This is a genomic window from Bdellovibrio bacteriovorus (genome assembly GCF_001592755.1).
GTDB lineage: Bacteria > Bdellovibrionota > Bdellovibrionia > Bdellovibrionales > Bdellovibrionaceae > Bdellovibrio > Bdellovibrio bacteriovorus_E.
On sequence record NZ_LUKF01000001.1, the window covers coordinates 311,803 to 333,215 of the forward strand.

Sequence of the window (21,413 nt, forward strand, 5' to 3'; positions counted from 1 at the left end):
CACAGTGCGATTCCGGTTATTTTAGAAAATCTGAAACTTGGGGATTTAATCCTTTTTCTTCGGCATCCATATACGACCAAACATCGGGCTGTGTCCCATTGATGTCTCGAACTCCATATTCCTTTGCAAGCTGTCCTGAATTTACTGAAAGCTGATTCCAGCGAGAGCGCTCTGAATCTGCGGCCACTGCAGCTATGCATCTGCCAACAAATCTTGGCGACTCAGACAAAAGAAATCCAGGAGGAGCTTTGGCTTCTTTCCAGTTCGCCTCGGTCACACCGAAGTGCTCAAGCATCATTTCAGATCTGAGCCATCCCGGTGATACAGTCATGGCCGTTGCACCAAATTGTTTAAGCTCATGTCCTTGAGAAAACCCTAGGCGATTAATGGAAACTTTAGCGAGATCATAAAATACAGAGATGCGGTAATTCTTTAAGTTGTATTCTAAAGTTCCATCCGTGATTTCTACAAGAAGACCACCTGGCTTTCGTAAAAGCGGCGATAGAAAAAAAGATGTGATCAAGTGCGTATCCACCGCCAAACGCAACATCCGAAGACCTTGATTGAGATCGAGCTCCCACATGGGTTTATTCCAAGTTTCTGGAGATCCCACCATGGCTTCGCCGCCCCAGATATCATTGACTAAAATATCAATACCACCAAAGTCTTTAGAAATTCGATCCGCAAGATTTTTAACTTCATCTTGATTCAAGTGGTCGGTAGGAATGGCGATTCCTTTTCCACCTAAGCTTGTCACAAGCTCCGCCGTTTCTTCGATGGTTTCAGGTCTATTATAATCGGAACGTGCCGATCCATCTTTGCGCGTAGTTCTTCCGGTACAGATCACGGTGGCACCGGCTTCGCCTAAAGCGGTCGCAATACCGCGACCCGCTCCGCGCGTTGCACCAGCAACGACGGCAATTTTATTTAAGAGAGGTTTTGTTGTGCTCATAAAGACCCACCTTATTTAACAAAAAGAAGATAGTCGAAATGACTTTGAGGGTTGTTACGGTCATAGCCTTCGGGATAAATGAAAAGCTCCGCATTCTGCGAAATTGAATAACCCGATGTTGGTAGCCACTCGAATATCAACTTTGCCGCGGTAGCACCGATAGTTTGCGGTGGCCCCTGATGGGTGCATCTGACAAGTTTTGAGTGAGTGATTTCGTACCGCAGTAGATCTTCAGGAATATTCTCGAAGCTTTCAACAGCGACCAACGCATAGTATTCAGCCATCTGTTCTTTACCTTCAGGCAGATCACCCGTGATGATCGCATAACGCTTTAAATCTTTTCTAGCCGCAAGACTTTGCGCCAATGGCATGAGCTTCTGCCACAATGATGGTATAGCTGCCATATTATTTGCTTCTTGTGGACTTGATCGCAGCAGAGCTTTATAGCCTACAAGTTTCAATGACTCGATATTTTGAACATGTGCTTGCATATCTTCATTCAAGATACCTTAGGCCTGCTTGTCAATGGAATGCTTTATGGCGTCCAGAGATTACTCTTTGCGCCTGGGAAAGACGCTACGGGGTTCCTCTTCCCAGCCGAAGTGATACCGGACGGCGAGTTTATGCTCTTCGCGAAATCGAGAAGCTTAAAATATTAAAGCTCCTAACCGATAATGGTCATTCTATCGGAGAGATCGCCCATCTGGAATTGTCAAAACTGAATGCTTTAATAAAACAGAGCATTGCTAATTCCGCCACGACCCAAACAGTTCTGCGTCTAATAGCCGCAACGGCAGAATGTGATCTTGCGAAACTATCGGCTCTTTTAAAAACGGCCCAATTAGAAAATGATACGCGTACACTTCTAGTAGAAATCATCAGTCCCACCCTTGCAGAGATAGGCCGCAAAGTCATCGACGGTGAGCTTGATGTATATCATGAGCACGCCGCTTCATCAGTAATTCGAAACCTGCTATCAGGAATTCTATACTCTATTGAACAACTGCCCGATAAGAATGAAACGAAAACAATCATTCTTGCGACCCCTGAAGGCGAACATCACGAATTCGGTGTTCTTATTTCTGCAATTCTTACGGCCCTTCGTGGAAATAAAGTTTTGTACCTAGGCCCGAATATGCCAGCCACTTCCCTTGCTCGCGCTATCAGGAACGTCAATGCTGCGGTGGCTGTAATCGGTTGCTCTGCTCCTCACGAGGCTCTTTCTACATCGAGATATAAAGAATTTGTTAATCAGCTTTCGGCCGAAGTGGACACCTCTGTGCCTTTTTGGTTTGGAGGATTTAGGAACGAGGACATTGATAAGCTTTCCTGTTTAACTAAAAGAGACGTGGTCTTCATGAATCGCTATCAGGATCTAGAAAGGGCCCTGCGCGAACTGTCCAAGTCGCCTTAAATTATTTATAAGGTTCCTTATTTTAGTTTACAAATTACGTAACTAGTTACATATATTCGTCCCATGAAGATATTTGAACAGCTTGGCCGCGTTGCCTTGGGTACCCGCGTCCGCTTCTTTGGCGAAAAAATCGCCGATGATGCGACAAAGATTTATAGCCTTTATGACATTGATATGAACCCGAAGTGGTTTCCGGTCTTTTACGTTCTTTCTCAGGATGAAGAGCGAACCATCACGTCCATTGCGGATGAAATCGGGCATTCTCATGCGTCTGTTAGCAAGATCGTTAAAGAAATGATGAAGGCCCGACTTATACTAGAAAAAGCAAGCAGGCAGGATAAACGTCGCACGCTGGTAAGCCTTTCTAAAAGTGGCCAAGACATGGCTCGCAAGATTGAAGCGCAATACCTTGATGTCAAAGCCGCCGTCGAAGAGCTTTCGGCTCAGTCTAAAAATGATCTCTGGAAAGCCCTTGAAGAATGGGAGTACCTATTTGCACAAAAATCCTTATTTGCTCGAGTTGCGGAACAAAAGAAGAAACGTGAATCCGCAAAAGTCGAAATCGTTCCTTACTCTCGCAAGTATCGTTCTGCTTTTTTAGAGCTGAACGAGGAATGGATCCGCACTTACTTTAAGATTGAGCAGGCCGATCGCGACGCCTTAGGGGATCCTGAAGGTTATATTTTGAAACGCGGTGGCTTTATTTTTGTCGCTCTATTAAACAATAAACCCGTCGGCGTATGCGCCCTGATTAAACGTGATGACCCTACTTATCCTTATGAGTTGGCCAAAATGGCCGTCGCACCTGAAGCCCGCGGTAAAAATATTGGTTGGCTCTTAGGAAACGCCGTTGTTGAAAAAGCAAAAGAACTGAAGGCAAAGAAACTCTTTCTTGAAAGCAACACTATTTTAAAACCTGCCATTTCGCTTTATGAAAAGTTGGGATTTAAAAAAGTAGTAGGTCCACCAACACCCTATGAAAGATGCAATATTCAGATGGAGCTTAAATTAAAATAAGCTTCCCCTGGTTTGTCTTGCGCGAAAACAGGCGTTCTTAATTTGACTCATCTATTTTCCGAAATAGAATTGACGGCACAACCGGAGACTTCTATGCGTAAAATAATTGGTGGCGTTTTTCAATCTCTCGATGGTGTTATGCAAGCTCCTGGGGGTCCTAACGAAGACCCTATGGGTGGGTTTAAATACGGCGGGTGGTCCACAACATTTTGGGATGAACGCATGAACGCCGCTATGGGCGCGGTCTTTGACAAGCCCTTTGATCTTTTGCTGGGGCGTCGTACCTATGATATTTTTGCTGCCCACTGGGGATACCTGGGTGAAATTGATCCGATCGCAGCTTCTTTCACGAAGTGCCAGAAATACGTATTAACTCATGGAAACCAATCTTTAGAGTGGAAGAATTCTCATCGCGTTGCCAGTATTGAGGATCTTAAAAAGATTAAGGGCAGCGAGGGACCGGATCTGCTGATTCAAGGAAGCTCGACACTTTACCCGTCTCTTTTCGCAGAAAATTTAATTGATCGACTTTTCGTGATGACCTTCCCCGTGGTTCTTGGAAAAGGAAAACGCCTTTTTGGAGAGGGAACTCCGGGTGGACGAATGAAGATGGTGCAAAGTGATATCTCTTCAACAGGTGTCATCATTGCCACTTACGAACCTGATGGTAAAGTTCCAACAGGTGATTTCGGTCTTTCGGAGCCAAGCCCCGCTGAACTTCAACGAAGAGACAAAATTAAAAAAGGTCAGTGGTAAGATTCTTCTTTATTCTTGATCCTAACTTTCAACAGTGGTCTGCTTGGTGAGTAGAGTTTTTACTACTGAGGGGACGAATGAGTACAGATGTTCAGGCCGCAGACAATAAGCTGTTGAATCGAATTCTTTTAAAAGTTGAAAAAGCCGGGAATGCATTGCCACAACCCGCTTTGATGTTTTTACTTTTGGCGTTCCTCGTCGTCATAGTTTCGGCCATTCTCGCTTCTATGGGAGTCGAGGCGACAAATCCCGTAACTAAAGCCGTCATCAAACCAGTCAATCTTCTATCCGTGGGCGGATTGCACATCATTCTTACTGATATGGTAAAAAACTTCACAGGCTTTGCGCCATTGGGAACGGTTTTGGTGGCAATGCTTGGTTTTAGTTTAGCCGAAAAAAGCGGGCTTTTAAGCTCGATCCTTCGCCTGGTTGTGACTAAATCTCCGCGAGCTCTTTTGATTCCAGCGATTTTGCTTGCAGGCATTCTTTCGCACACTGCAGGTGATATCGGATATGTTCTTTTAATCCCTCTAGCCGCAATGGTGTTTCACAGCGTAGGCATGCATCCTTTGGCAGGTTTGGCGATTTGTTTCGCCGGAGTTTCCGGAGGCTTTGCCGCAAACTTTATTATTAGCTCGATCGATCCCTTGTTAGCAGGCCTTTCGCAAGAAGCAGCTCGCGTGATGGACCCGAACTATGTGGTGACTCCCGTTGTGAACTGGTACTTCATGTCGGCATCCTCGTTGTTAATCATTGTGGTCGGCACCATCATCGGAAAGAAAATCACCATTCCTTATCTGGGAAATTATCAAGGAGACGCTCCGAGCGCAGGCCCCACGGACCTTAATGCCTACGAGCGCCGCGGTCTTTTGTATGCAGGAATCGTCTTTGCCATTTTATTGATCGCTTTGCTGTTAGGAACAGTTCCAGCCAATGGATTTTTAAGAAATCCAGAGAATGGCTCCGTATTGGATTCTCCGTTCCTAAAGGGCACCATCGCGATCATCTTTGTCTTCGGTATCTTAACCGGCCTTGCTTACGGTTTTGGAGCGAAGACATTTAAAAACCAGAACGACATTACGAACGCCCTTCAAGATTCGATGGCGACAATGGCGCCTTATCTTGTCATGGTGTTTTTTGCGTCTCAGTTTATCGCGTTGTTTGCGGCTTCCAATGTCGGACTTATTTTAGCGGTCAACGGATCAGAACTCCTAAAATCCATGGGTCTTTCAGCGATTCCGTTGATGATTGGGTTTATTATTCTTATTTGCATCTTAGATATCTTTATCGGAAGTGCTTCAGCGAAATGGGCCTTAACGGCCCCCGTGTTTGTTCCAATGTTCATGCTTTTAGGTTTGTCACCAGAGCTCACACAGGCTTCTTATCGTGTGGCAGATTCCGTAGTAAATATTATTTCACCACTGATGCCGTACTTCCCTTTGATTCTAGCATTTGCGAATAAGTATGATCCTAAGGCCCGCGTCGGTACGTTGATCGCGTTGATGATTCCGTATTCTATCGCATTCTTAATCACTTGGTCGATCATGCTCTTTATTTGGATTGGCTTTGATTTACCGCTCGGGCCTGGGGCTCATTTAAAATATATTATTCCAGGTCAATAGGAATGAAAAAGAAAGGTCCCATCGCTAAGCCCTGGGACCTTATTTTTTTATCTTCTTTCAGGCAAGTCGTAACGATCTAAATTCATCACCTTGTGCCATGCCGACACGAAGTCACGAACGAACTTTTCTTTAGCATCGTCTGCTGCATAAACTTCAGCGAGCGCTCTCAGTTGAGAGTGTGCACCAAAAACCAAGTCGACAGCTGTCGCGGTCCATTTGGTTTTTCCCGATTTATCTTTTCCTTCATAAACGCCCGCTTTTGATGGCTCACTCCACTCAATATTCATATCAAGAAGATTGGTGAAGAAGTCATTGCTTAAAGTTCCAGGACGCTCTGTAAGAACTCCGTGACGGCTACCCTTGTGATTGATGTCCAATGAACGGAGTCCACCAATAAGAACGGTCATTTCAGGAGCCGTGAGATTTAGCAGATTCGCTCTATCCAGTAACAACGTCTCGGGGGAAAGCTTTGAACCATCGCGAACATAATTTCTAAAGCCATCGGCTTTAGGCTCAAGCACGGCGAAGGACTGTTCATCTGTTTGATCTTGAGAAGCATCCATACGGCCCGGAAAGAATGGCACGGTGATATTGTGCCCCGCTTTTCTTGCCGCATCTTCAATGGCAGCACATCCACCTAATATGATTAAATCCGCCATCGAGATCTTTTTTCCACTGGTTTGTGATTTATTAAAATCATTTTGTATCTTTTCGAGTGTCTGAAGGGCTTTATTTAATTCACCAGGTTCATTCACTTCCCAGTTCTTTTGAGGAGACAAACGAAGACGACCTCCGTTAGCTCCTCCCCGCTTGTCTGTGCCTCGAAACGACGAAGCTGCAGCCCACGCCGTTGCGATCAAACGAGAAGTGCTAAGGCCCGAAGAAAGTATTTTTTCTTTCAACGATTTGATATCGGTTTCATCGATAAGTTTATGATCGACATCCGGGATGGGATCCTGCCACAGCTGCGCCGGTGGAATCCAAGGACCCCAATAGCGCGAGCGAGGACCCATGTCGCGATGAAGAAGTTTGAACCACGCTTTTGCAAAAGCATCGGCGAACTCTTGAGGGTTCTGATGAAAGCGTTTGGAAATCTTGTCGTAAGTAGGATCTATCTTTAACGCCAAATCACTCGTCAACATCGTGGGCGAATGACGTACTTTAGGATCGTGTGGATCAGGAACTGTGTCCTTAGCCTCTTTATTCTTAGGTTTCCATTGATGGGCCCCTGCCGGGCTCTTCGCTAATTCCCAGTCATAATTGTAAAGATGATTAAAGAAATCATGAGACCACTTTGTTGGCTGTGTCGTCCACATGCCTTCAAGACCACTCGTGATTGTGTGCGAACCTTTACCGGTTTTGTAAGAGTTCTTCCATCCTAAACCTTGTGCATGAAAGGGGCATCCTTCAGGCTCTGGTCCGACATGATCGGGTTTGGCGGCGCCGTGGGTTTTTCCGAAAGTGTGACCTCCGGCAATAAGAGCCACGGTCTCTTCATCATTCATTGCCATGCGCGCGAAGGTTTCTCTGATGTCGCGTGCGGAAGATTTTGGATCCGGTTTTCCATTCGGTCCCTCGGGATTTACGTAGATCAGCCCCATTTGAACGGCACCAAAGGGATTTGCCAACTCGCGATCTCCGCTATAGCGTTCATCGCCCAGCCATGTGTCTTCTGGTCCCCAGAAAACTTCCACCGGCTCCCACACGTCTTCGCGACCAAAAGCAAAACCGAAAGTTTTAAAACCCATGGATTCTAAAGCGCAGTTCCCTGCAAAAACTAAAAGATCTGCCCAGGAAATTTTACGACCATATTTTTTCTTAATTGGCCATAGAAGACGACGAGCCTTATCTAAATTTGCATTGTCGGGCCAGCTATTTAGCGGAGCGAAACGTTGCGCTCCATCGCCGCCGCCACCACGACCGTCTTCGATACGATAAGTTCCCGCAGCATGCCAGCTCATGCGGATGAATAAGGGTCCATAGTGCCCAAAGTCGGCGGGCCACCACTCTTGAGAGTTCGTCATAAGCTGAATGACATCTTGTTTTAAGGCTTCAACATCTAATTTTTTAAACTCTTCAGAATATTTGAAGGTGCCTTCCATGGGATTGGCGCGCGGAGAATGCTGATGAAGAACTGAAAGATCTAGTTGGTTCGGCCACCAATCACGATTATTTCTAGGACGAGCCACTTTCTTGGGCTGCGGTGGCGATATAGCGGGATTTTCACTTTCACTGCGTGGTTCAGACATGAGCGACTCCTTTTAATGTCTTCCACGTTTTCAAAAGTTTTTTAAATTGGAAAGACTTTAGTAATTGAAGCCTGCGAACACTGTGTTTGCACATGTCCGCAAGGTTCAAATTACCGGGTCGCTATGAGTTAAAACTCTGTACTTGTCTTTACCAATATTGCTCAGCGGGACGAACCTCAATGGCTCCTCCAAGACGAGCGGCAGGAATGCGAGAAGCCACTGCTATTGCCTCTTCCATACTGTTCGCTTCTAAAATGCAGTACCCTCCAGCACCTTCAGGCATATAGGTCCCACTTTTGGTTTCGATTTGGCCGTTGCGAATCTTCACAGTTTTCGCCGCGGTCGGAAGGCCCAAGGGAAGTCCCGATACAAGACCTGGCGTTTTATTAAATTCTGCATAATCGGTGTAAATAGCTTTCTGCTCCTCTTTGGATAATGCATTCCATTTTTCAGATCCTGGAAGTGGTGCAGACCCTTGATAAATTAATAATACAAATTTCATAAATAGCCTCCTTTTATTCGTGATTCCAATGAGTTACGATATAGCAAAAATAATTGCAGTAATTCTGTCACACTCTTCAATGTTCATTCGTCATCCATATGACGGATGAGAACTCACTGATGTGACAGAAAAGTTGGCGGAGCATGGATAAAAAAGATTGGCTTACAAAAAATTTCGAAGAGACACGCACGCATTTAAAGGCCGTGGCCTATAAAATGTTGGGCTCTGCCGGAGACGCCGAGGATGCCGTTCAAGAGGCGTGGATCCGCCTTAATCATTCTGAATCCGAAAAGATCGAAAACTTGAACGGCTGGTTAACAACGGTTGTCGCCAGGGTTTGTTTGGATATGCTTCGCTCTCGTAAATCGCGTCGTGAAGATACTCTTGATCATGAAGAATCGAAGATGTCGCTTCAAGATCCAGAAAATATGGAAGCGAAATTTTTAATCGCAGACTCGGTCGGGCCTGCTTTGTTAGTCGTGTTAGATCATCTAACGCCGAGTGAAAGAATTGCTTTTGTTCTTCACGATCTTTTCGAGGTTCCCTTTGAAGACATAGCGCCGATCATTGATCGTACAGAAGAAGCGACAAGACAGCTTGCTAGCCGTGCGCGCCGTCGCATTCGCGGCGCCAGTCATTCGCAAAAAGATCTTGATCGGCAGCAAGAAGTTGTTGCTGCCTTCTTAGCTGCTTCTCGCGAAGGAAATTTCGAAGCCCTGCTGCGTGTTCTTCATCCAGATGCGATCCTTCGCGCGGATGAAACGGCAATTAAAGTCGCTGAGATGAATAAATCTCGCGGAGCACCCCAATTCAAAAAAGAAATCAAAGGCGCTGCGGAAGTTGCAAATACTCTTAAAGGCAAGGCTTCAGAAGCGCGCTTGGCCTTGGTCAATGGCCTTCCGGGTCTTACATGGGCACCGGGTGGAAAACCTATCGTGGCCTTTTGTTTCTCTGTCGAGGCCGGAAAAATTTCCGCCATCGACATTGTTATGGATAAAAATAAGCTTACCGATATTGAAGTTCAAATCATCGAAGCAGGAGAATAAGCATGAGCATTTTTTTATGGGTCCTTCAGTTTGCCCTGGCATTTCATACACTCATTGGTGCGGTTTGGAAGTTTTCAAACACCGCTGAAGCAACAATGCCGACTCTGGGCGCGATTCCTCAAGGCGTCTGGATGGGGCTTGCGGTTTTGGAAATTCTTCTGGGATTGTGTTTGATACTGCCGCTCTTCAAAAGAGATATGGCGAAAGCCGCACCTATAGCCGCGGGACTAATCGCGGCAGAAATGTTGGTGTTCTGCGCCCTTCATTTATTTTCTGGCAGTACGGAGTACGGCCCGATGATTTATTGGCTAGTAGTCGCGGCGCTTTGTGGATTTATTGCTTACGGCCGCCTGGTATTAAAACCGATTAAATAAATTTGTCATTCATCGATGGCGGCTTTGTGTATAAACAATGAGGTCGCCCCAATGTCCTCCTTTGGTTGAGCTTTTTAAGAGTCAAAAATAAAGTGATTCAAAACAATCAAGGAGGACAAATGCGTTTAGCAATTCTTGTGACTACTGCCGTTTTAGGATTCTCTCTTCCTACTCTTGCCGAAAAAGTTTCCGAAGGAAAAATGAAAGAGAGCTTAAGCAAGCTTGTACCGGAATCCAAAGTCGTAAAACAAGACGGAGATGAATTCGAAGTGTCTACGCCGAAACAAACCATTGTGGAAGTGGAATTCAATCGTGATGGCACTGTGGAAGAAGCTTCCGGAGATGCTGCCGTTGCCGGTGACGTATTCACTCCAGGCAATAACATGATCACTTTGCAGCAAGCCGTGGATTCATTGAAGAAAGCTGGTAAAAATCCTAAAGGCGACTGGTCTTATAAGAAGTCATTCACGAACGGTTGGGTTTATGAATTTGAAGGCGTTGAAAATGGCAATGACATGGAATATGCCGTCAGCGCCAAGGACGGTAAGATCGTTAAAGACAATCGCGATCTACTATAGTCGTTCGTTTTAAAGTCTTCTTGCCTTCGGGCAAGAAGACTTTCGTGCTTGAGTTAGTCTGCTTTTGAACCTTCAAACATTGTATTTCCGTTAGCCGTTTCCGCAGGAACAGGTTGAACGACATCGAAGTGTTCAACGATCTTTCCGTTTTCGACTCTGAAAATATCCACAATCGCTCGGCCCAGATCTTTTTCATCTTTCTTTGAATGAAGATGAAGTGCGACCAAGTCGCCGTCGGCAATAGCGCGATAGATTTTTACGTGAGATTTCGGATTTTCTTTAAAATAGCCTTCAAAGTAATTGTAGAAGGCGGCAGCACCATTCGGAACATGCGGATTGTGCTGAATGTATTTGTCACCGATATACTTTTTCGCGGCTTCTGTGGGCTTGTGCTTGTTAAAAGCAAGCTCGTAGAATTCTGTGACTACTTTTTTATTCGCCTCTTCCTTCTTTTGAGCGTCTTGAGTTTTGGCCGCGAAGGCCGTGACGGAAAAGATTAGGACGGAGGAGATGCAAAGGACGTTTTTTAGATTCATTTCAGTGCTCCTGTTAAACTTCTTTGTTGCAGTCTATCTCATCACAAGAGACTTCGAGTGACCAGCTCCTGCCTTGCTCAGTTTGTATATGAACATCAATTAGGAATCATTTGCAGAGAATGCATTCTGCGGTAATCTGAGTACAAGTTTTCTGCGGAGGAATTTGCATGGCAAAAAAGATTTCTAAAGCATCTAAGAAAGTAGCAAAGAAAGTTATTCGCAAAAAAACGGCCGAGAATAAAAAGACGGCTTCCAAAGCCACTTCTCAAAAGTCTTCTAAGGTGAAGTTGTTGTCTGGAGGAAATCCTCAAATAGCAAAAGCCGACGGAGACGCTCCCATTCAAGCTTACATCGCCGCGATGCCCGGCTGGAAAAGCAACGTCGGTAAGACCATTGATAAGGTCATCACAAAAGCTCTGCCGAATGTGCAAAAAGCCGTGAAGTGGAACTCCCCCTTTTACGGAGTCGAAGGAAAGGGCTGGATCATCAACGTTCATTGCTTCACAAAGTACGTGAAGATCACATTCTTCGCGGGAGGTTTACTAAAACCAAAACCTCCGGGAACTTCCAAATACGAAAAAATCCGCCACCTGAATATCCTAGAAACCGATAAGATCGATGAAAAACAACTGGCGGACTGGGTGAAGCAAGCTTCGAAGGTGGAAGGTTGGATTCCTTAACGACAATTTTATATTTGCACTTCCTCAGCAAAGTCCTCAAATAGAATACAGTTAATTATGCGGTACTGCCCATCGAACAATATCGAACGATGGAGTTGCTAATTTGTTTTTGACTCTCGCGTTTTAGCGAAATGTTCACGATACAACTGCAATGAAGCGTGGTAACCGAACGAATAATATTCTCTCAGTAAGTCCCATGAAAAGTCTTTGTAAAGCTGAATGTGAATTTTGTGTAGCCATTCGAATTCTCCTTTCGCCTGCTTGGAGAATTGGGACGAACTAAAAGATCTATAGTTTATGCTAATTACAGGATAGTCTGCCCACAGCCGAGTAGGGAGAATTCCTCCTGGAAAGTGTTCTCTAGCAAATTCGGCCATCTTCTGGGTCAGAACCGTACTTATGTTTGGGTCAAAGACCCCGCCTGTGGAATCTTGAAAACGGATTTCGTATTCGCCTGTATTGGTACGAATCTTTAACGTGATACTTCCGGCATCTGCTTTCCTTTCTATTCGCCCCCCGCTAGGTACAGTTAATAGAAGGGGATCTTGTAGTATAAACTGATTAGCACTTTGCAGACTATCTAAACGTATACGAATTGCCCGCTGTGGAGTCGCTTCTAATATGCTAGCTCCCGCGCCGTATCCGTTGTGACTATATTGTATTTCTTCATTTAGTTTCAGCCAGTTCACACTTTGTTCAACCCAAGCAAGGAAAACATACTCCAAATAGCTCAGCCTATCTGAGGAGACGGTACGAAGATCATTCGTAGTTCTATTGGCCAACCTTCCCCACACATCCATGTTCTGCAAAACATCGTAATGAAGCCTGGAATTATATTCATCAAGGCCACGAAACATCGCCGTTTCTTCCGGTAAGTTACCGATCGTTTTTCGATAAGGGGAGAATATCTTTCCCGTGGCGGGATCCCACATTACAGGCACGGATACCTTAAAACTGTATTCTTTTTGGGGAGCAACCAAGAACGTACTAATCATGAAGTACGTAGCCACTGCGATCGCACCTATTGCGGTGAAAAGAATATTTTCTATTTCACCAGAAAAATCATTTTTATATGAAATCCAAATAGCAACCACCGTAAAAATAGCCAGTAAGACTAAAAAAATCCAAACAGTCATTTTTCCCCCGTTACGGCGAACTGTCGATGGAATCACTATGTTCAATCCTTTGTTCTCCACGCTAAAATCTCAAAGATAGCTATCTTGTCCATCTCACTCGCGGCATTTTCTTAACATCGCTTCGAAACCTCTTCGTGGATAAATCTTTCCTTTAGGAGATATTAGATTCAAATTCTTGAAATCTGCCTTCAAAGAGTTGTCGTCGGTTATTAATATTCGTACGCCAGAAACTTTTGCTAGAGCTATGATATGAACATCATTGCTCATCATAAATGTTTGATTTATCTCGCTTGTGGCAGAGGCGACGTCATCATCGCTGACACTTTTCGCGGAACCCTTTCTTTTAAGTTCTGCAAGAATGGGAATAAATCGAGAGCACCTCAAGTACTCCTCCCTTAGTTGTCCACCATATAACATTTTTGCATGCCCATTTAAAATTTTGTTTTTGAGATGCCTCAATGGAGGGTCTACCGGTTCGCCTGTTAAAAAGATTTTATGAATGTTGTTTACATCGACGATAACGCACATATCAAAGTCCGAGTAGATCAATTTGTTCTTTAATAAAGAAGGACCTGTAGTCTTCCGGCGCGTTTAAGGTATTTCCTTCTCTATCCAAGTTAATAGTATGGACTTCGGAGACATCACCAACTTTTTTAAAATATAAAATTTGTACTTTTTCGGGCTCTATACGTCCTTTGGCCACCTGGGATCGGACACGATCAATCAAAAAATCGCTATGTGTTTCAATAACTAAGGATTTATTTCCCGGGAGAATCGTATCAACATAAATATCACCCAATGCCGCTTGTGCTTTGGGATGTAAGTGCACTTCTGGCTGTTGGATCAGGATCACTTGTGCACTACTTCTGGTTGGCTCAATGACAACTGGCAATGACTGACTTACGCCATACCCAACATCGCTGATGTTTACAGCTGCGGATTTTTTCGATTTTACCAAAATATTAAATGCAGAGTCTTTTCCCTTTCCCAATTTTTTAACGCTTATTTTATCGAACAAAGAAGACTGCGCTCCAAATTTTTCTAACAAGGAGGCCAGCTTTTTTGCTTGTGGGGTGGGTTTTCTCTCCTCACTTAGAACACTTGATAAAACATAAGGAACGTGATCACCTTCAGGCTGAAAATCCAAGTCAAAGACATCGTAAGTGCGGCGAGGCTTCGATCGCACTGGCGCTAATGCTAAACATGATGGCTTCAGAAATTGAACGGCAGTAAACAGCTCGTAGAACTCTGACATTAGTTTTTCTGATTTATCCTTAAGAGCTTGAGACACGAAGTAATAGTTTAATGAAAAAAGGTTTACAATCGCCCGACTGTCGCCCGCAGACATTGCTCCAGATAACAATCTATCCTTATCCTCGAACTGATACTCTTTATTTGTGTTTAGATCTGTTAATACTCCAACCATCATGCCTGTGTCTTCATTGGCAGATAGCGAGAATTTCACTTTACCATTTGTCATTTGCATTGAGGACATTACTGGCTGACCATTTCCGCTAGAAAAGTGCGCATCCATAAGAACTTTATCTTCAGCACCAGTTGAAACTGTAAAACCTAGTGAGAAAAGACTGGAAAGCCTTGCGCCCTGTTTCGACGCAATCGAGGAATAGGATCCAAGCTCAAAAGGTGATTTATTAAAAGCTGCCCCTAAGGGGAAAGTCTCCCTATTTAATACTAAGTTTATCGCCGCCAACGCAGTCGATTTTCCGGTACTATTTTCACCCACCAAAAAAGTTAACGGTTTAATTTTTATCGACTGTAGATTTTTGAAGGTACGAAAATTCTCCATTCGTACAGTTAGTTCGGTCACACTAGACATACCCTACCCCTTAAAAACTCAATAAAGTTTACTTAACCAAACAGGTCCCGTCATTCTTCAAATTAAAAAATGCTCGAATTTTTATGTGATTATTAATTGAAGTCCCGTGGTATTTTGCGAGTCGGGTCTATCGTTTTGCCACACTCGAACGTTCAATCACGGTCTTTGAAGAGTTAGGAAATACCTCCCGTTGGGAGGCTCTTTATTTTCTAAATTGGTGGAGGCGGCGGGAATTGAACCCGCGTCCGCAAGAGATCCACGATAAGGCGCTACATACTTAGTCAGTGTTTTAGTTTGTCTGTACAGCTTCCCCTGACAAAATCAGCACAGACACTCCCCCAGTAAATTTAAGCGAGTCTGCTGGAGAAAACCCAACTCACCGAGGTCCCTAAATGACGATCAATCCAAGCGCGGAACCACCGCAAGGTTGATCGTGCGAGCTAATTAAGCTGCAAGTGCGTAATCGTTGCCAATTACAAAATGGACGTTTTTAACGAGGTCCTCATCCGCCCCGGTATGCTCCTTATGCTTCAGCACCCACGTCGAAGCCAGTACGCCCCCATGTGTGAAAAACATCTTTTCATTCTACCACAAGATTCACGGCAAAATGAAAATCGTTTATCCTTCCGATTTTGCACCCCACATTCAATGATTAAATTTTTCGTGACGCAGTACTTTGGTCTTGGTGAGCTGGTGTCATCCTAACAAGATCTTAATGTTAGCAAGAGACAATTTGCGCCAAAAGGTCGAGATATCCACCATTTATGGGTGTATTCCACAGACTTATCCACATTGCATCCGCAAATTCGGGGCAGAAATGACACTGAAATTTAAGAATCTTAAATTTTCGCGAGAGGCTTTCGCGTTTGTCGAAAGCCTTTGTTGCGGTGGGACATAACGAAGTTTTAACGGAAAAGGTCAGCTGCGGAAGCAGCCGTTGCGGCCAATGAACTCACATTTGCACGTGAATCTTTGTCAGCAGGAGCAGCCGTTACAGGTGCCGCCTCAACCGATGGAGCCGCCATCACAGGAGCGGGTGTTTCAATGATCGCTGTCTCGGTTTTGATATCAAGAGCCGGCTTGATCACTGGAGTTTTCTCTACACCCTCCACCGCGTTTGTGACCGGGAACAATTGAATGTTCAACTGATACACGCGCTCACCCTTTTGCTTCATACGAGCAATTGAGTTGTCTTTGTGAAGAGCTTTTCTCATCTGACGAAGTTTGAACTTGATCTCTTCAAACTCTGTCTTTGTTAAAGACAAAGTCAAAGTGCCGAACTCACGCTCTGTCGGTTGATCTTGATACAAAGACTCTAAACCTAAGTACATAAGCTGAGATTGAAGCTTGCGGACAAGAGCGACTGGAATCTCTTCTGGAGATTCAATCAAACTGCGGTTCTTTTTATGCTCACCCGTCACTTCGTCACGACGAAGCTCGCCAGAAGCTAGCAAAGTATTTAAAGCCGCTTCGATTTCATCTTCAGAAGCTTTGCCACGAAGAAGAGCTTTCAACGCCGATGTATCAAAGCTTACGCCCTCTTGATCCACCATTGCATAGATGATCCAAGCAACCCAGTTCGGAACTTTTTCCCAAGTTTTACGATCGATCTCGCCGGATTTTAATTTTCCAGCCACACGATGCTCGCTCAACTTCTTAAGATACATATTACGTTCAGCAGGATCTGTTGCTTGAGTGAAGTGCACAAGCAAACGAAACTCTTCCGTTTGATCTTTCATGAAGCTCAAGGCTTTACCGAACTTGCCAATCATATCGTCAGAAAGATTTCTTTTTCCTTCGATGATCATTTTTAAGTAATTCGGAGATTTGATATTCGCCGCCGCAGAGAAAACCGCGTAGTTATAAGCACGCAAAGAGCCTTTAGAACTCTTACGTTTAAACTGATAGAAATCAGCCAAGAACTGGCGATAGTTCATGTAATCAGATAGCACCGGAGCAATCACGGAAGCTGTTGAAATTTCTTTGCCTTTGTTAAACTCAGGATGATTGTTTTGCATAGAAATCGGATCTCCTTTGTACAGGAATAGTTCACCCGATTTAAATTCTCAAAACAAGCGGATTCGTTAGATGTGACCCTTAACTTATTGCAAGGCATTATCTAAAGCCTCGCAGAAATAAAAAAGGACTCTGGGTAGAGTCCTTTTAAGTCGTCGAATTTTAAAACTTATTTCCTAGCGAGCCGACAATCTTAAAGTCACGCGATGGATATCAAGATCTCCACGAGTGTAAAGAACGATGCTATCAGCTCCATAACCGATCACTGCATTTTGCGGAACAACAGTTTGGCGCGTGTTATAGCGATCGACTTGCAAAGTTTGGCCTTGGTTGAATCCGTTGATAAGAACATCAATCAGAGCCGTGTTGTAAGCAGGAGTTGCCTCAATCACGATCTGCTGGATTCTGTAACCACGGTAGCGTTGAGCATCTAAGTATTGAGATAGATCTAAACGATCGTTTCCATACATGCGACGTGACACATGAAGTGGAACATCGATACCACGGTCAGGACGGCCTGGGCGATCCGGGCGACCGATGCGATCACCTTCTCTTAAAGAGATGCGGATTGAAGCGATGTCGGCGTTACCACGAACTAAAAGTTGCAAAGTGCGGATGTCTTCACCGATGGTAGCTCTGTAGCGAGGGCGAAGAAGAATAGATCCTTGTGGAGAGTAAGAAGTTTCATCCACACGACCATCTGTTAACAAAGAAATTTCTGCGCGAGGTCCGCTGCGATTGATTTCAACTTCAACAGATTCTACTTCATAACCGCGGTAGCTTTCGCCGATACCTGCAAGTTGACGAAGTTCTAAAGTTTCATTGGATACACGGCGACCGACATAGATGATTCTTTGATCTAAACGACCACTGCCGTTTCCGAAATCATCTTGTCCTGGAAAAGGAAATTCAGGCCCCACATCAGGACGTGGAATGGGCGCCGGCCCGCGACCTGGAACAATATAAGCTTCAGCGATAGCCGCAGTCAGAGTGATGGCAGAGAAGGCAACTAACAAACTAGATTTAAAAGTCATCGTATCCCCCAAAAAGATTCAGTGATTCCCCACTGACCGCTAAAGCAACCAGCGTACCAAGCGTTTCAAGGTCACTTCGACACCAGATTCGCGCGGTAGAGTAGCGTTTAATTGCAATTGAAGGTTCAAACAGCCAAAAAGTGAGACCTGGCAAAAGCTTGAGCGTTTCTAAAACTGAAAAGAACAGCGGCCGGTGCGGTTCTGGCCTTGCAGTAAAAAACTCCATTAACAGGAGACTTATATGAAAAATGCCATGATCGCGATTTCCGTATTCTTTGCTTCTATGACTGTAGCCCAAGCCGGTGAATATAGCGGACTTGTTCAAAGACAGGTTCGTCAGATCAACGAGCAAAAAGCCCTTATTCAACAGTTGAACCACGAACAAAAAGGCGAAAAAGAAAACCTTTGCGGATATTTCTTAGAAAATCTGATTGAGCAAAAAAGCTCTGCCATTAAGCTTGCTGCTACTTTGGGCGAAGACCCCTCCGCGCTTCTGCAAATCGAAATTGATGCAAACCTTTGCAGATAAAAAAAGGGACCACGGTTGGAGGTCCGTGGTCCCAAGGAAGATCTATTTATTTAGGAACAAATTACTTCAAGTTGTCGTCAGTCAAATCCACAAGAGGTTTGATTCTTCTCATGAAAGTGATCGCAAGTTGATCTTGAGCGTAAGCGCCACGCTTTCTCATTTTCAACGCGATACGAACCTGACCTAAACCGTTATTCGCAATCAAACGTGCTTCACCGATGTAGTTTGCATAGTTCAATTTCGTGTTGTTCAAAGAGATCAAATCCAATGTGTCTTCTTGATCTTTCGCGATACGAGAAAGATTGATATTCACACCCGTACCCGCTTCAGGAGCAAGTAATGGACCTGCAAAAGCCAGAAGCTCTTGGTTCACACCTTTTAAAGATACGTTGAATCCAGAGCGACCGTTTACAACTTCCCATGAAGAGATTTTTGAAGTCTTCACTTTGTTTTCAACATTCAATCTTTGGATCGTGCTTAAAGCAAACTCTTGGATCAACAAGAACTCGGGATTGTCAGAGTGAGCCCCTTGAGCAGGCAAGTGGAAATACAAGTCAGCCGGTGAGTTTCTGAAAACCAAGTTGATGATCGCAGTATTTGGAGAAGTACCAATTTGAAGTCTAACGAAAGTAGTTTCACAACCACCATCAAGATCCAAACATTTCAAAGTACCAGAAAGAGCGCGAGCACCTGTGGATTTTTCTCCGTTACCAGCGCGAACTGATTTAACTGGAGAAGCGTAACCACCGTTCACACTTGCGCCAGCTACGTTATAAACTTTAACGTCACGGCCTTCTTGAACTTTCAAAGTTACAACAGCATCGCCAGACAAACCGTCTACAGACATTTTTGCTGACAAGATAGAAGCCGCAGCTGCCAAGTTAGCGCGACGAGATTCAGCGCCGACTTTTTCGTTGCGAGCTCTAAGATAAGTTAAAAGATCATCTGTTGATGAAGATGTATAAACCAAACCATCTTCAGTCACTGCACCCGTCATGCGTTTAGAAAGAGCATCGTTTGTCGCATTTGAAGCGTCGTTAGAACGATAGTCTGAAGGCAAACGGTTAGTGCCTGGAGCTGGAACCGGAAGAGTATCCACAACAGGAGGAGTTTGCTTAGGAATCTCTGTTGTTGGAGGAGGAGGTACCGGCGTCGAAGGTTTAGAAGGAGCACCACCACCTGTAGAAGGAGGAGTTGTTTTTGGCGGATTCGCTTTCGGTGGATTTGCCTTAGGCGGATTCACTTTTGTATCAGGAATCGGCTCTGGAAGAGGCGGCAAAGTATCATTCGGATTGCTAGGATCTGGCAATTCACCTTGACCATTTGTATTTGAAGTTTCGGAATCAGAACCCGTCTTTTGTGTAGTTTGCTGCTCTGTCGGAGGAGCAAGAACGTCTTTTTTCTTACCGCAAGCAGTAAGACTTAATGATGCAAGCAAAGCTGCGGTAATCACAGTGTGCTTATGAAGCATTGGTAACATGAAAAACCTCCAAGTATTCTGTCGCTGGACCAATAAGCAAGCCTTGGGCCAGTTTTCGTCACCCCTCATCAGGGCTTGTATTGCAATACGGTTACGTTTTAGACTCTGCTTTGGAAGGAATTACATGCCTGTACAACAATTCGGCGAGCTCGTCGGCGACCCTCAAAAACTCACAAGACATATTATTAAAGTCATTCTTGGCTCATTCATTTTAGCTATTTTGGCGATGTACTTATTTGACCAAAATCTTTCTTTGTACTTCGCAAATGAACAAGTCAGAACAGCTTTAAGAGAGCCGGCTCGCGAGCTGACTGATGTTGCGCTTTCTGAATACTGGTTCGTATTAGCTTTAGCGACTTGGGGATTTGCGGCGTGGATTGCCCCTCGTATTTCTGCTTTTCGTAAGCACTCTAATAAAGTCGATTTCTTTCGCCGTTGGGGACTTAACTTTTTTGTTTCCCTGATCGTGTGCGGAATCATCACGCATATCATTAAGTTCACAGTGGGACGTCAGCGCCCGCATAAGACTCCGGATTTTGATCCATTTATCTTTACCCCGCTGACGACGCACTGGCACTGGCATTCGTTTTCTTCAGGCCACTCGCAAGTGATCTTCACCGTGGCAACAATGATGAGCGTGGCTTTTCCGAAGATGCGTTGGTTCTGGATTCCTGCGGCAGTGATGATTTGCCTGACTCGCGTTGTGGTTCACGATCACTTCTTAAGTGATACGATCTTTGGTGCTTGCGTCGGTTATGTGGGAACATTGCTTGCGATGTCTTTGATGCGCGCAAAAACAGCGAACGGTCTTTATTAGTTTTGTTCAGATAAAAATTCGACTAGGTACTGCGACTCTTTAAGGGATTTCATAATCCCTTTATAGTCTGCTACATACCTTTCCACGAGGGACCAGAAACGATCTGAGTGGTTCATGTGCTGTAAGTGAGCAAGCTCATGCACGATCACGTAATCAATGATTTCTTGATTAAAAACGATCAAACGCCAATTCAAGTTGATGATCTTACGAGAAGAGCAACTGCCCCAGCGAGTTCTTTGCTCGCGGAATTTGACTTGCGCCGGATGCAGGTTCATTTGTTCGGCCCAGTAATTGATTCTTTCAGATAACAATTGAACCGCTTCGCGCTTATAGAAATGACGAATTTCTGTGAGCGCCGTCGGGTGTTCTTCGATCAAAGAATTTGCGCTCCAGTCGTTTCTAGGAATATGCAAAAGCAGATTGTCTTCGGTGACAGAGACAAAAGCTTTTTTATTCAAAGTGATAACAACCTTCAGCTTACGATCTTTACCTAAGAACGGAAAGTTTTCGTAAGCTTTGATCTTCTTTTCAGGGAATTTTTCAGCAAGTTCAGAAAACTTTTCGAAGTTCTTTTCGATCCAGTCCTTCTTCGCCATCAAAAAATCAGTGATCACTTTTTGCGACGTGCTTTTTGCGGCCACGACCTTAATCGGCTTATTAAAATATAGATAAATCGAAACCGAGCGACGAAAGTTGCGTCGATGCACTTCAACAGGCCATTTAGCAAAGAGGAAAGTTTCTTTATCGCTCATCCAGTCAGAGAATGACTTACCCACAAAAAACTGGCAAGAAAAAGGTACCTGCTTCCCTTTGTGAAGAAAGGGAAGCAGGTACCTTT

General features: G+C 44.5%; 21 protein-coding genes and 1 other RNA gene. 10 read left to right on the forward strand and 12 right to left on the reverse strand.

Translation table 11 applies throughout. From position 1 onward, the window contains the following. Positions 1 to 16: 16 nt before the first annotated feature. Together AZI85_RS01540 and AZI85_RS01545 are read right to left on the reverse strand one after the other, a co-directional pair. A complete protein-coding gene (locus AZI85_RS01540; RefSeq protein WP_063242419.1) occupies positions 17 to 952 on the reverse strand; it encodes an SDR family oxidoreductase in 936 nt (311 codons plus the stop codon). 11 nt (positions 953 to 963) lie between these two features. Further along, a complete protein-coding gene (locus tag AZI85_RS01545; RefSeq protein WP_063242420.1) occupies positions 964 to 1,443 on the reverse strand; it encodes a GyrI-like domain-containing protein in 480 nt (159 codons plus the stop codon). Between AZI85_RS01545 and AZI85_RS01550 the strand changes: the two genes are divergently transcribed. The 4 genes from AZI85_RS01550 to AZI85_RS01565 all read left to right on the forward strand — a co-directional run bounded on the left by AZI85_RS01550 (position 1,413) and on the right by AZI85_RS01565 (position 5,761). Then, complete coding sequence (locus tag AZI85_RS01550; RefSeq protein WP_063242421.1) at positions 1,413 to 2,366, forward strand: MerR family transcriptional regulator; 954 nt, start codon at positions 1,413 to 1,415, stop codon at positions 2,364 to 2,366. The genes AZI85_RS01545 and AZI85_RS01550 overlap by 31 nt on opposite strands. A gap of 63 nt (positions 2,367 to 2,429) precedes the next feature. Next, the gene (locus AZI85_RS01555; RefSeq protein ID WP_063242422.1) at positions 2,430 to 3,383 is read left to right on the forward strand and encodes a bifunctional helix-turn-helix transcriptional regulator/GNAT family N-acetyltransferase; all 954 of its coding nucleotides are present in this window, start codon (positions 2,430 to 2,432) and stop codon (positions 3,381 to 3,383) included. A gap of 93 nt (positions 3,384 to 3,476) precedes the next feature. Next, entirely contained in the window at positions 3,477 to 4,139 is a 663-nt protein-coding gene (locus tag AZI85_RS01560) for a dihydrofolate reductase family protein (RefSeq protein WP_063242423.1), read from the forward strand. Positions 4,140 to 4,216: 77 nt separating this feature from the next. Beyond that, positions 4,217 to 5,761 carry an AbgT family transporter gene (locus AZI85_RS01565; RefSeq protein WP_063242424.1) on the forward strand — a complete coding sequence of 515 codons (1,545 nt, stop codon included), beginning with the start codon at positions 4,217 to 4,219 and terminating at the stop codon, positions 5,759 to 5,761. Between the two features lie 47 nt (positions 5,762 to 5,808). Here AZI85_RS01565 and katG read toward each other — a convergent pair whose 3' ends face one another. Further along, positions 5,809 to 8,010 (reverse strand): catalase/peroxidase HPI, encoded by a 2,202-nt coding sequence (gene katG, locus AZI85_RS01570; RefSeq protein ID WP_063242425.1) that lies wholly within the window; start codon positions 8,008 to 8,010, stop codon positions 5,809 to 5,811. Positions 8,011 to 8,158: 148 nt separating this feature from the next. Then, positions 8,159 to 8,512 (reverse strand): YciI family protein, encoded by a 354-nt coding sequence (locus AZI85_RS01575; RefSeq protein WP_063242426.1) that lies wholly within the window; start codon positions 8,510 to 8,512, stop codon positions 8,159 to 8,161. 143 nt (positions 8,513 to 8,655) lie between these two features. Between AZI85_RS01575 and AZI85_RS01580 the strand changes: the two genes are divergently transcribed. From AZI85_RS01580 to AZI85_RS01590, 3 genes are all read left to right on the forward strand, one after another. Continuing rightward, the gene (locus tag AZI85_RS01580) at positions 8,656 to 9,558 is read left to right on the forward strand and encodes a sigma-70 family RNA polymerase sigma factor (protein WP_063242427.1); all 903 of its coding nucleotides are present in this window, start codon (positions 8,656 to 8,658) and stop codon (positions 9,556 to 9,558) included. A gap of 2 nt (positions 9,559 to 9,560) precedes the next feature. Continuing rightward, positions 9,561 to 9,932 (forward strand): DoxX family protein, encoded by a 372-nt coding sequence (locus AZI85_RS01585; protein WP_063242428.1) that lies wholly within the window; start codon positions 9,561 to 9,563, stop codon positions 9,930 to 9,932. Between the two features lie 119 nt (positions 9,933 to 10,051). Beyond that, positions 10,052 to 10,510, forward strand: a complete 459-nt coding sequence (locus AZI85_RS01590) for a PepSY domain-containing protein (RefSeq protein ID WP_155723879.1) — start codon at positions 10,052 to 10,054, stop codon at positions 10,508 to 10,510. Between the two features lie 53 nt (positions 10,511 to 10,563). Here AZI85_RS01590 and AZI85_RS01595 read toward each other — a convergent pair whose 3' ends face one another. Beyond that, positions 10,564 to 11,046 (reverse strand): nuclear transport factor 2 family protein, encoded by a 483-nt coding sequence (locus AZI85_RS01595; protein ID WP_063242430.1) that lies wholly within the window; start codon positions 11,044 to 11,046, stop codon positions 10,564 to 10,566. Between the two features lie 167 nt (positions 11,047 to 11,213). Between AZI85_RS01595 and AZI85_RS01600 the strand changes: the two genes are divergently transcribed. Then, positions 11,214 to 11,726, forward strand: coding sequence for a DUF1801 domain-containing protein (locus tag AZI85_RS01600; protein WP_063242431.1), 513 nt, complete (start codon positions 11,214 to 11,216; stop codon positions 11,724 to 11,726). Between the two features lie 98 nt (positions 11,727 to 11,824). On the opposite strand, the gene AZI85_RS01605 is transcribed toward AZI85_RS01600, so the two are convergent. The 5 genes from AZI85_RS01605 to AZI85_RS01630 form a co-directional block, all read right to left on the reverse strand. Next, positions 11,825 to 12,862: a hypothetical protein gene (locus AZI85_RS01605; RefSeq protein WP_063242432.1), complete on the reverse strand. Its 1,038-nt coding sequence runs from the start codon at positions 12,860 to 12,862 to the stop codon at positions 11,825 to 11,827. Positions 12,863 to 13,391: 529 nt separating this feature from the next. Then, complete coding sequence (locus tag AZI85_RS01615; RefSeq protein ID WP_063242434.1) at positions 13,392 to 14,699, reverse strand: AAA family ATPase; 1,308 nt, start codon at positions 14,697 to 14,699, stop codon at positions 13,392 to 13,394. A gap of 215 nt (positions 14,700 to 14,914) precedes the next feature. Continuing rightward, positions 14,915 to 15,260, reverse strand: a transfer-messenger RNA (tmRNA) gene (gene ssrA / locus AZI85_RS01620). Between the two features lie 344 nt (positions 15,261 to 15,604). After that, positions 15,605 to 16,717, reverse strand: a complete 1,113-nt coding sequence (locus AZI85_RS01625) for a TIGR02147 family protein (protein WP_063242435.1) — start codon at positions 16,715 to 16,717, stop codon at positions 15,605 to 15,607. A 174-nt stretch (positions 16,718 to 16,891) separates the two neighbouring features. Next, positions 16,892 to 17,749, reverse strand: coding sequence for a hypothetical protein (locus tag AZI85_RS01630; RefSeq protein ID WP_063242436.1), 858 nt, complete (start codon positions 17,747 to 17,749; stop codon positions 16,892 to 16,894). A 241-nt stretch (positions 17,750 to 17,990) separates the two neighbouring features. On the opposite strand from AZI85_RS01630, the gene AZI85_RS01635 reads away from it, so the two are divergent. Beyond that, entirely contained in the window at positions 17,991 to 18,278 is a 288-nt protein-coding gene (locus AZI85_RS01635) for a hypothetical protein (protein WP_063242437.1), read from the forward strand. A gap of 61 nt (positions 18,279 to 18,339) precedes the next feature. On the opposite strand, the gene AZI85_RS01640 is transcribed toward AZI85_RS01635, so the two are convergent. Beyond that, positions 18,340 to 19,758, reverse strand: coding sequence for a hypothetical protein (locus AZI85_RS01640; RefSeq protein WP_253720779.1), 1,419 nt, complete (start codon positions 19,756 to 19,758; stop codon positions 18,340 to 18,342). 124 nt (positions 19,759 to 19,882) lie between these two features. Here AZI85_RS01640 and AZI85_RS01645 point away from each other — a divergent pair, with 124 nt between their 5' ends. Next, the gene (locus AZI85_RS01645; RefSeq protein ID WP_063242438.1) at positions 19,883 to 20,575 is read left to right on the forward strand and encodes a phosphatase PAP2 family protein; all 693 of its coding nucleotides are present in this window, start codon (positions 19,883 to 19,885) and stop codon (positions 20,573 to 20,575) included. On the opposite strand, the gene AZI85_RS01650 is transcribed toward AZI85_RS01645, so the two are convergent. Next, on the reverse strand, positions 20,572 to 21,351 hold the full coding sequence (locus tag AZI85_RS01650) for a M48 family metallopeptidase (protein ID WP_253720781.1): 780 nt from the start codon (positions 21,349 to 21,351) through the stop codon (positions 20,572 to 20,574). The genes AZI85_RS01645 and AZI85_RS01650 overlap by 4 nt on opposite strands. Between the last annotated feature and the right edge of the window lie 62 nt (positions 21,352 to 21,413).

Bases quoted from the DNA above. Each gene is read 5' to 3' on its own strand.
- AZI85_RS01590 (WP_155723879.1), top strand. From the start codon at position 10,052: ATGCGTTTAGCAATTCTTGTGACTACTGCCGTTTTAGGATTCTCTCTT.
- AZI85_RS01565 (WP_063242424.1), top strand. From the start codon at position 4,217: ATGAGTACAGATGTTCAGGCCGCAGACAATAAGCTGTTGAATCGAATT.
- AZI85_RS01580 (WP_063242427.1), top strand. From the start codon at position 8,656: ATGGATAAAAAAGATTGGCTTACAAAAAATTTCGAAGAGACACGCACG.
- AZI85_RS01630 (WP_063242436.1), bottom strand. From the start codon at position 17,749: ATGACTTTTAAATCTAGTTTGTTAGTTGCCTTCTCTGCCATCACTCTG.
- AZI85_RS01595 (WP_063242430.1), bottom strand. From the start codon at position 11,046: ATGAATCTAAAAAACGTCCTTTGCATCTCCTCCGTCCTAATCTTTTCC.
- AZI85_RS01545 (WP_063242420.1), bottom strand. From the start codon at position 1,443: ATGCAAGCACATGTTCAAAATATCGAGTCATTGAAACTTGTAGGCTAT.
- AZI85_RS01555 (WP_063242422.1), top strand. From the start codon at position 2,430: ATGAAGATATTTGAACAGCTTGGCCGCGTTGCCTTGGGTACCCGCGTC.
- AZI85_RS01550 (WP_063242421.1), top strand. From the start codon at position 1,413: ATGACTCGATATTTTGAACATGTGCTTGCATATCTTCATTCAAGATAC.
- AZI85_RS01600 (WP_063242431.1), top strand. From the start codon at position 11,214: ATGGCAAAAAAGATTTCTAAAGCATCTAAGAAAGTAGCAAAGAAAGTT.
- katG (WP_063242425.1), bottom strand. From the start codon at position 8,010: ATGTCTGAACCACGCAGTGAAAGTGAAAATCCCGCTATATCGCCACCG.
- AZI85_RS01640 (WP_253720779.1), bottom strand. From the start codon at position 19,758: ATGTTACCAATGCTTCATAAGCACACTGTGATTACCGCAGCTTTGCTT.
- AZI85_RS01615 (WP_063242434.1), bottom strand. From the start codon at position 14,699: ATGTCTAGTGTGACCGAACTAACTGTACGAATGGAGAATTTTCGTACC.
- AZI85_RS01575 (WP_063242426.1), bottom strand. From the start codon at position 8,512: ATGAAATTTGTATTATTAATTTATCAAGGGTCTGCACCACTTCCAGGA.
- AZI85_RS01635 (WP_063242437.1), top strand. From the start codon at position 17,991: ATGAAAAATGCCATGATCGCGATTTCCGTATTCTTTGCTTCTATGACT.
- AZI85_RS01540 (WP_063242419.1), bottom strand. From the start codon at position 952: ATGAGCACAACAAAACCTCTCTTAAATAAAATTGCCGTCGTTGCTGGT.
- AZI85_RS01605 (WP_063242432.1), bottom strand. From the start codon at position 12,862: ATGACTGTTTGGATTTTTTTAGTCTTACTGGCTATTTTTACGGTGGTT.
- AZI85_RS01585 (WP_063242428.1), top strand. From the start codon at position 9,561: ATGAGCATTTTTTTATGGGTCCTTCAGTTTGCCCTGGCATTTCATACA.
- AZI85_RS01625 (WP_063242435.1), bottom strand. From the start codon at position 16,717: ATGCAAAACAATCATCCTGAGTTTAACAAAGGCAAAGAAATTTCAACA.
- AZI85_RS01560 (WP_063242423.1), top strand. From the start codon at position 3,477: ATGCGTAAAATAATTGGTGGCGTTTTTCAATCTCTCGATGGTGTTATG.
- AZI85_RS01645 (WP_063242438.1), top strand. From the start codon at position 19,883: ATGCCTGTACAACAATTCGGCGAGCTCGTCGGCGACCCTCAAAAACTC.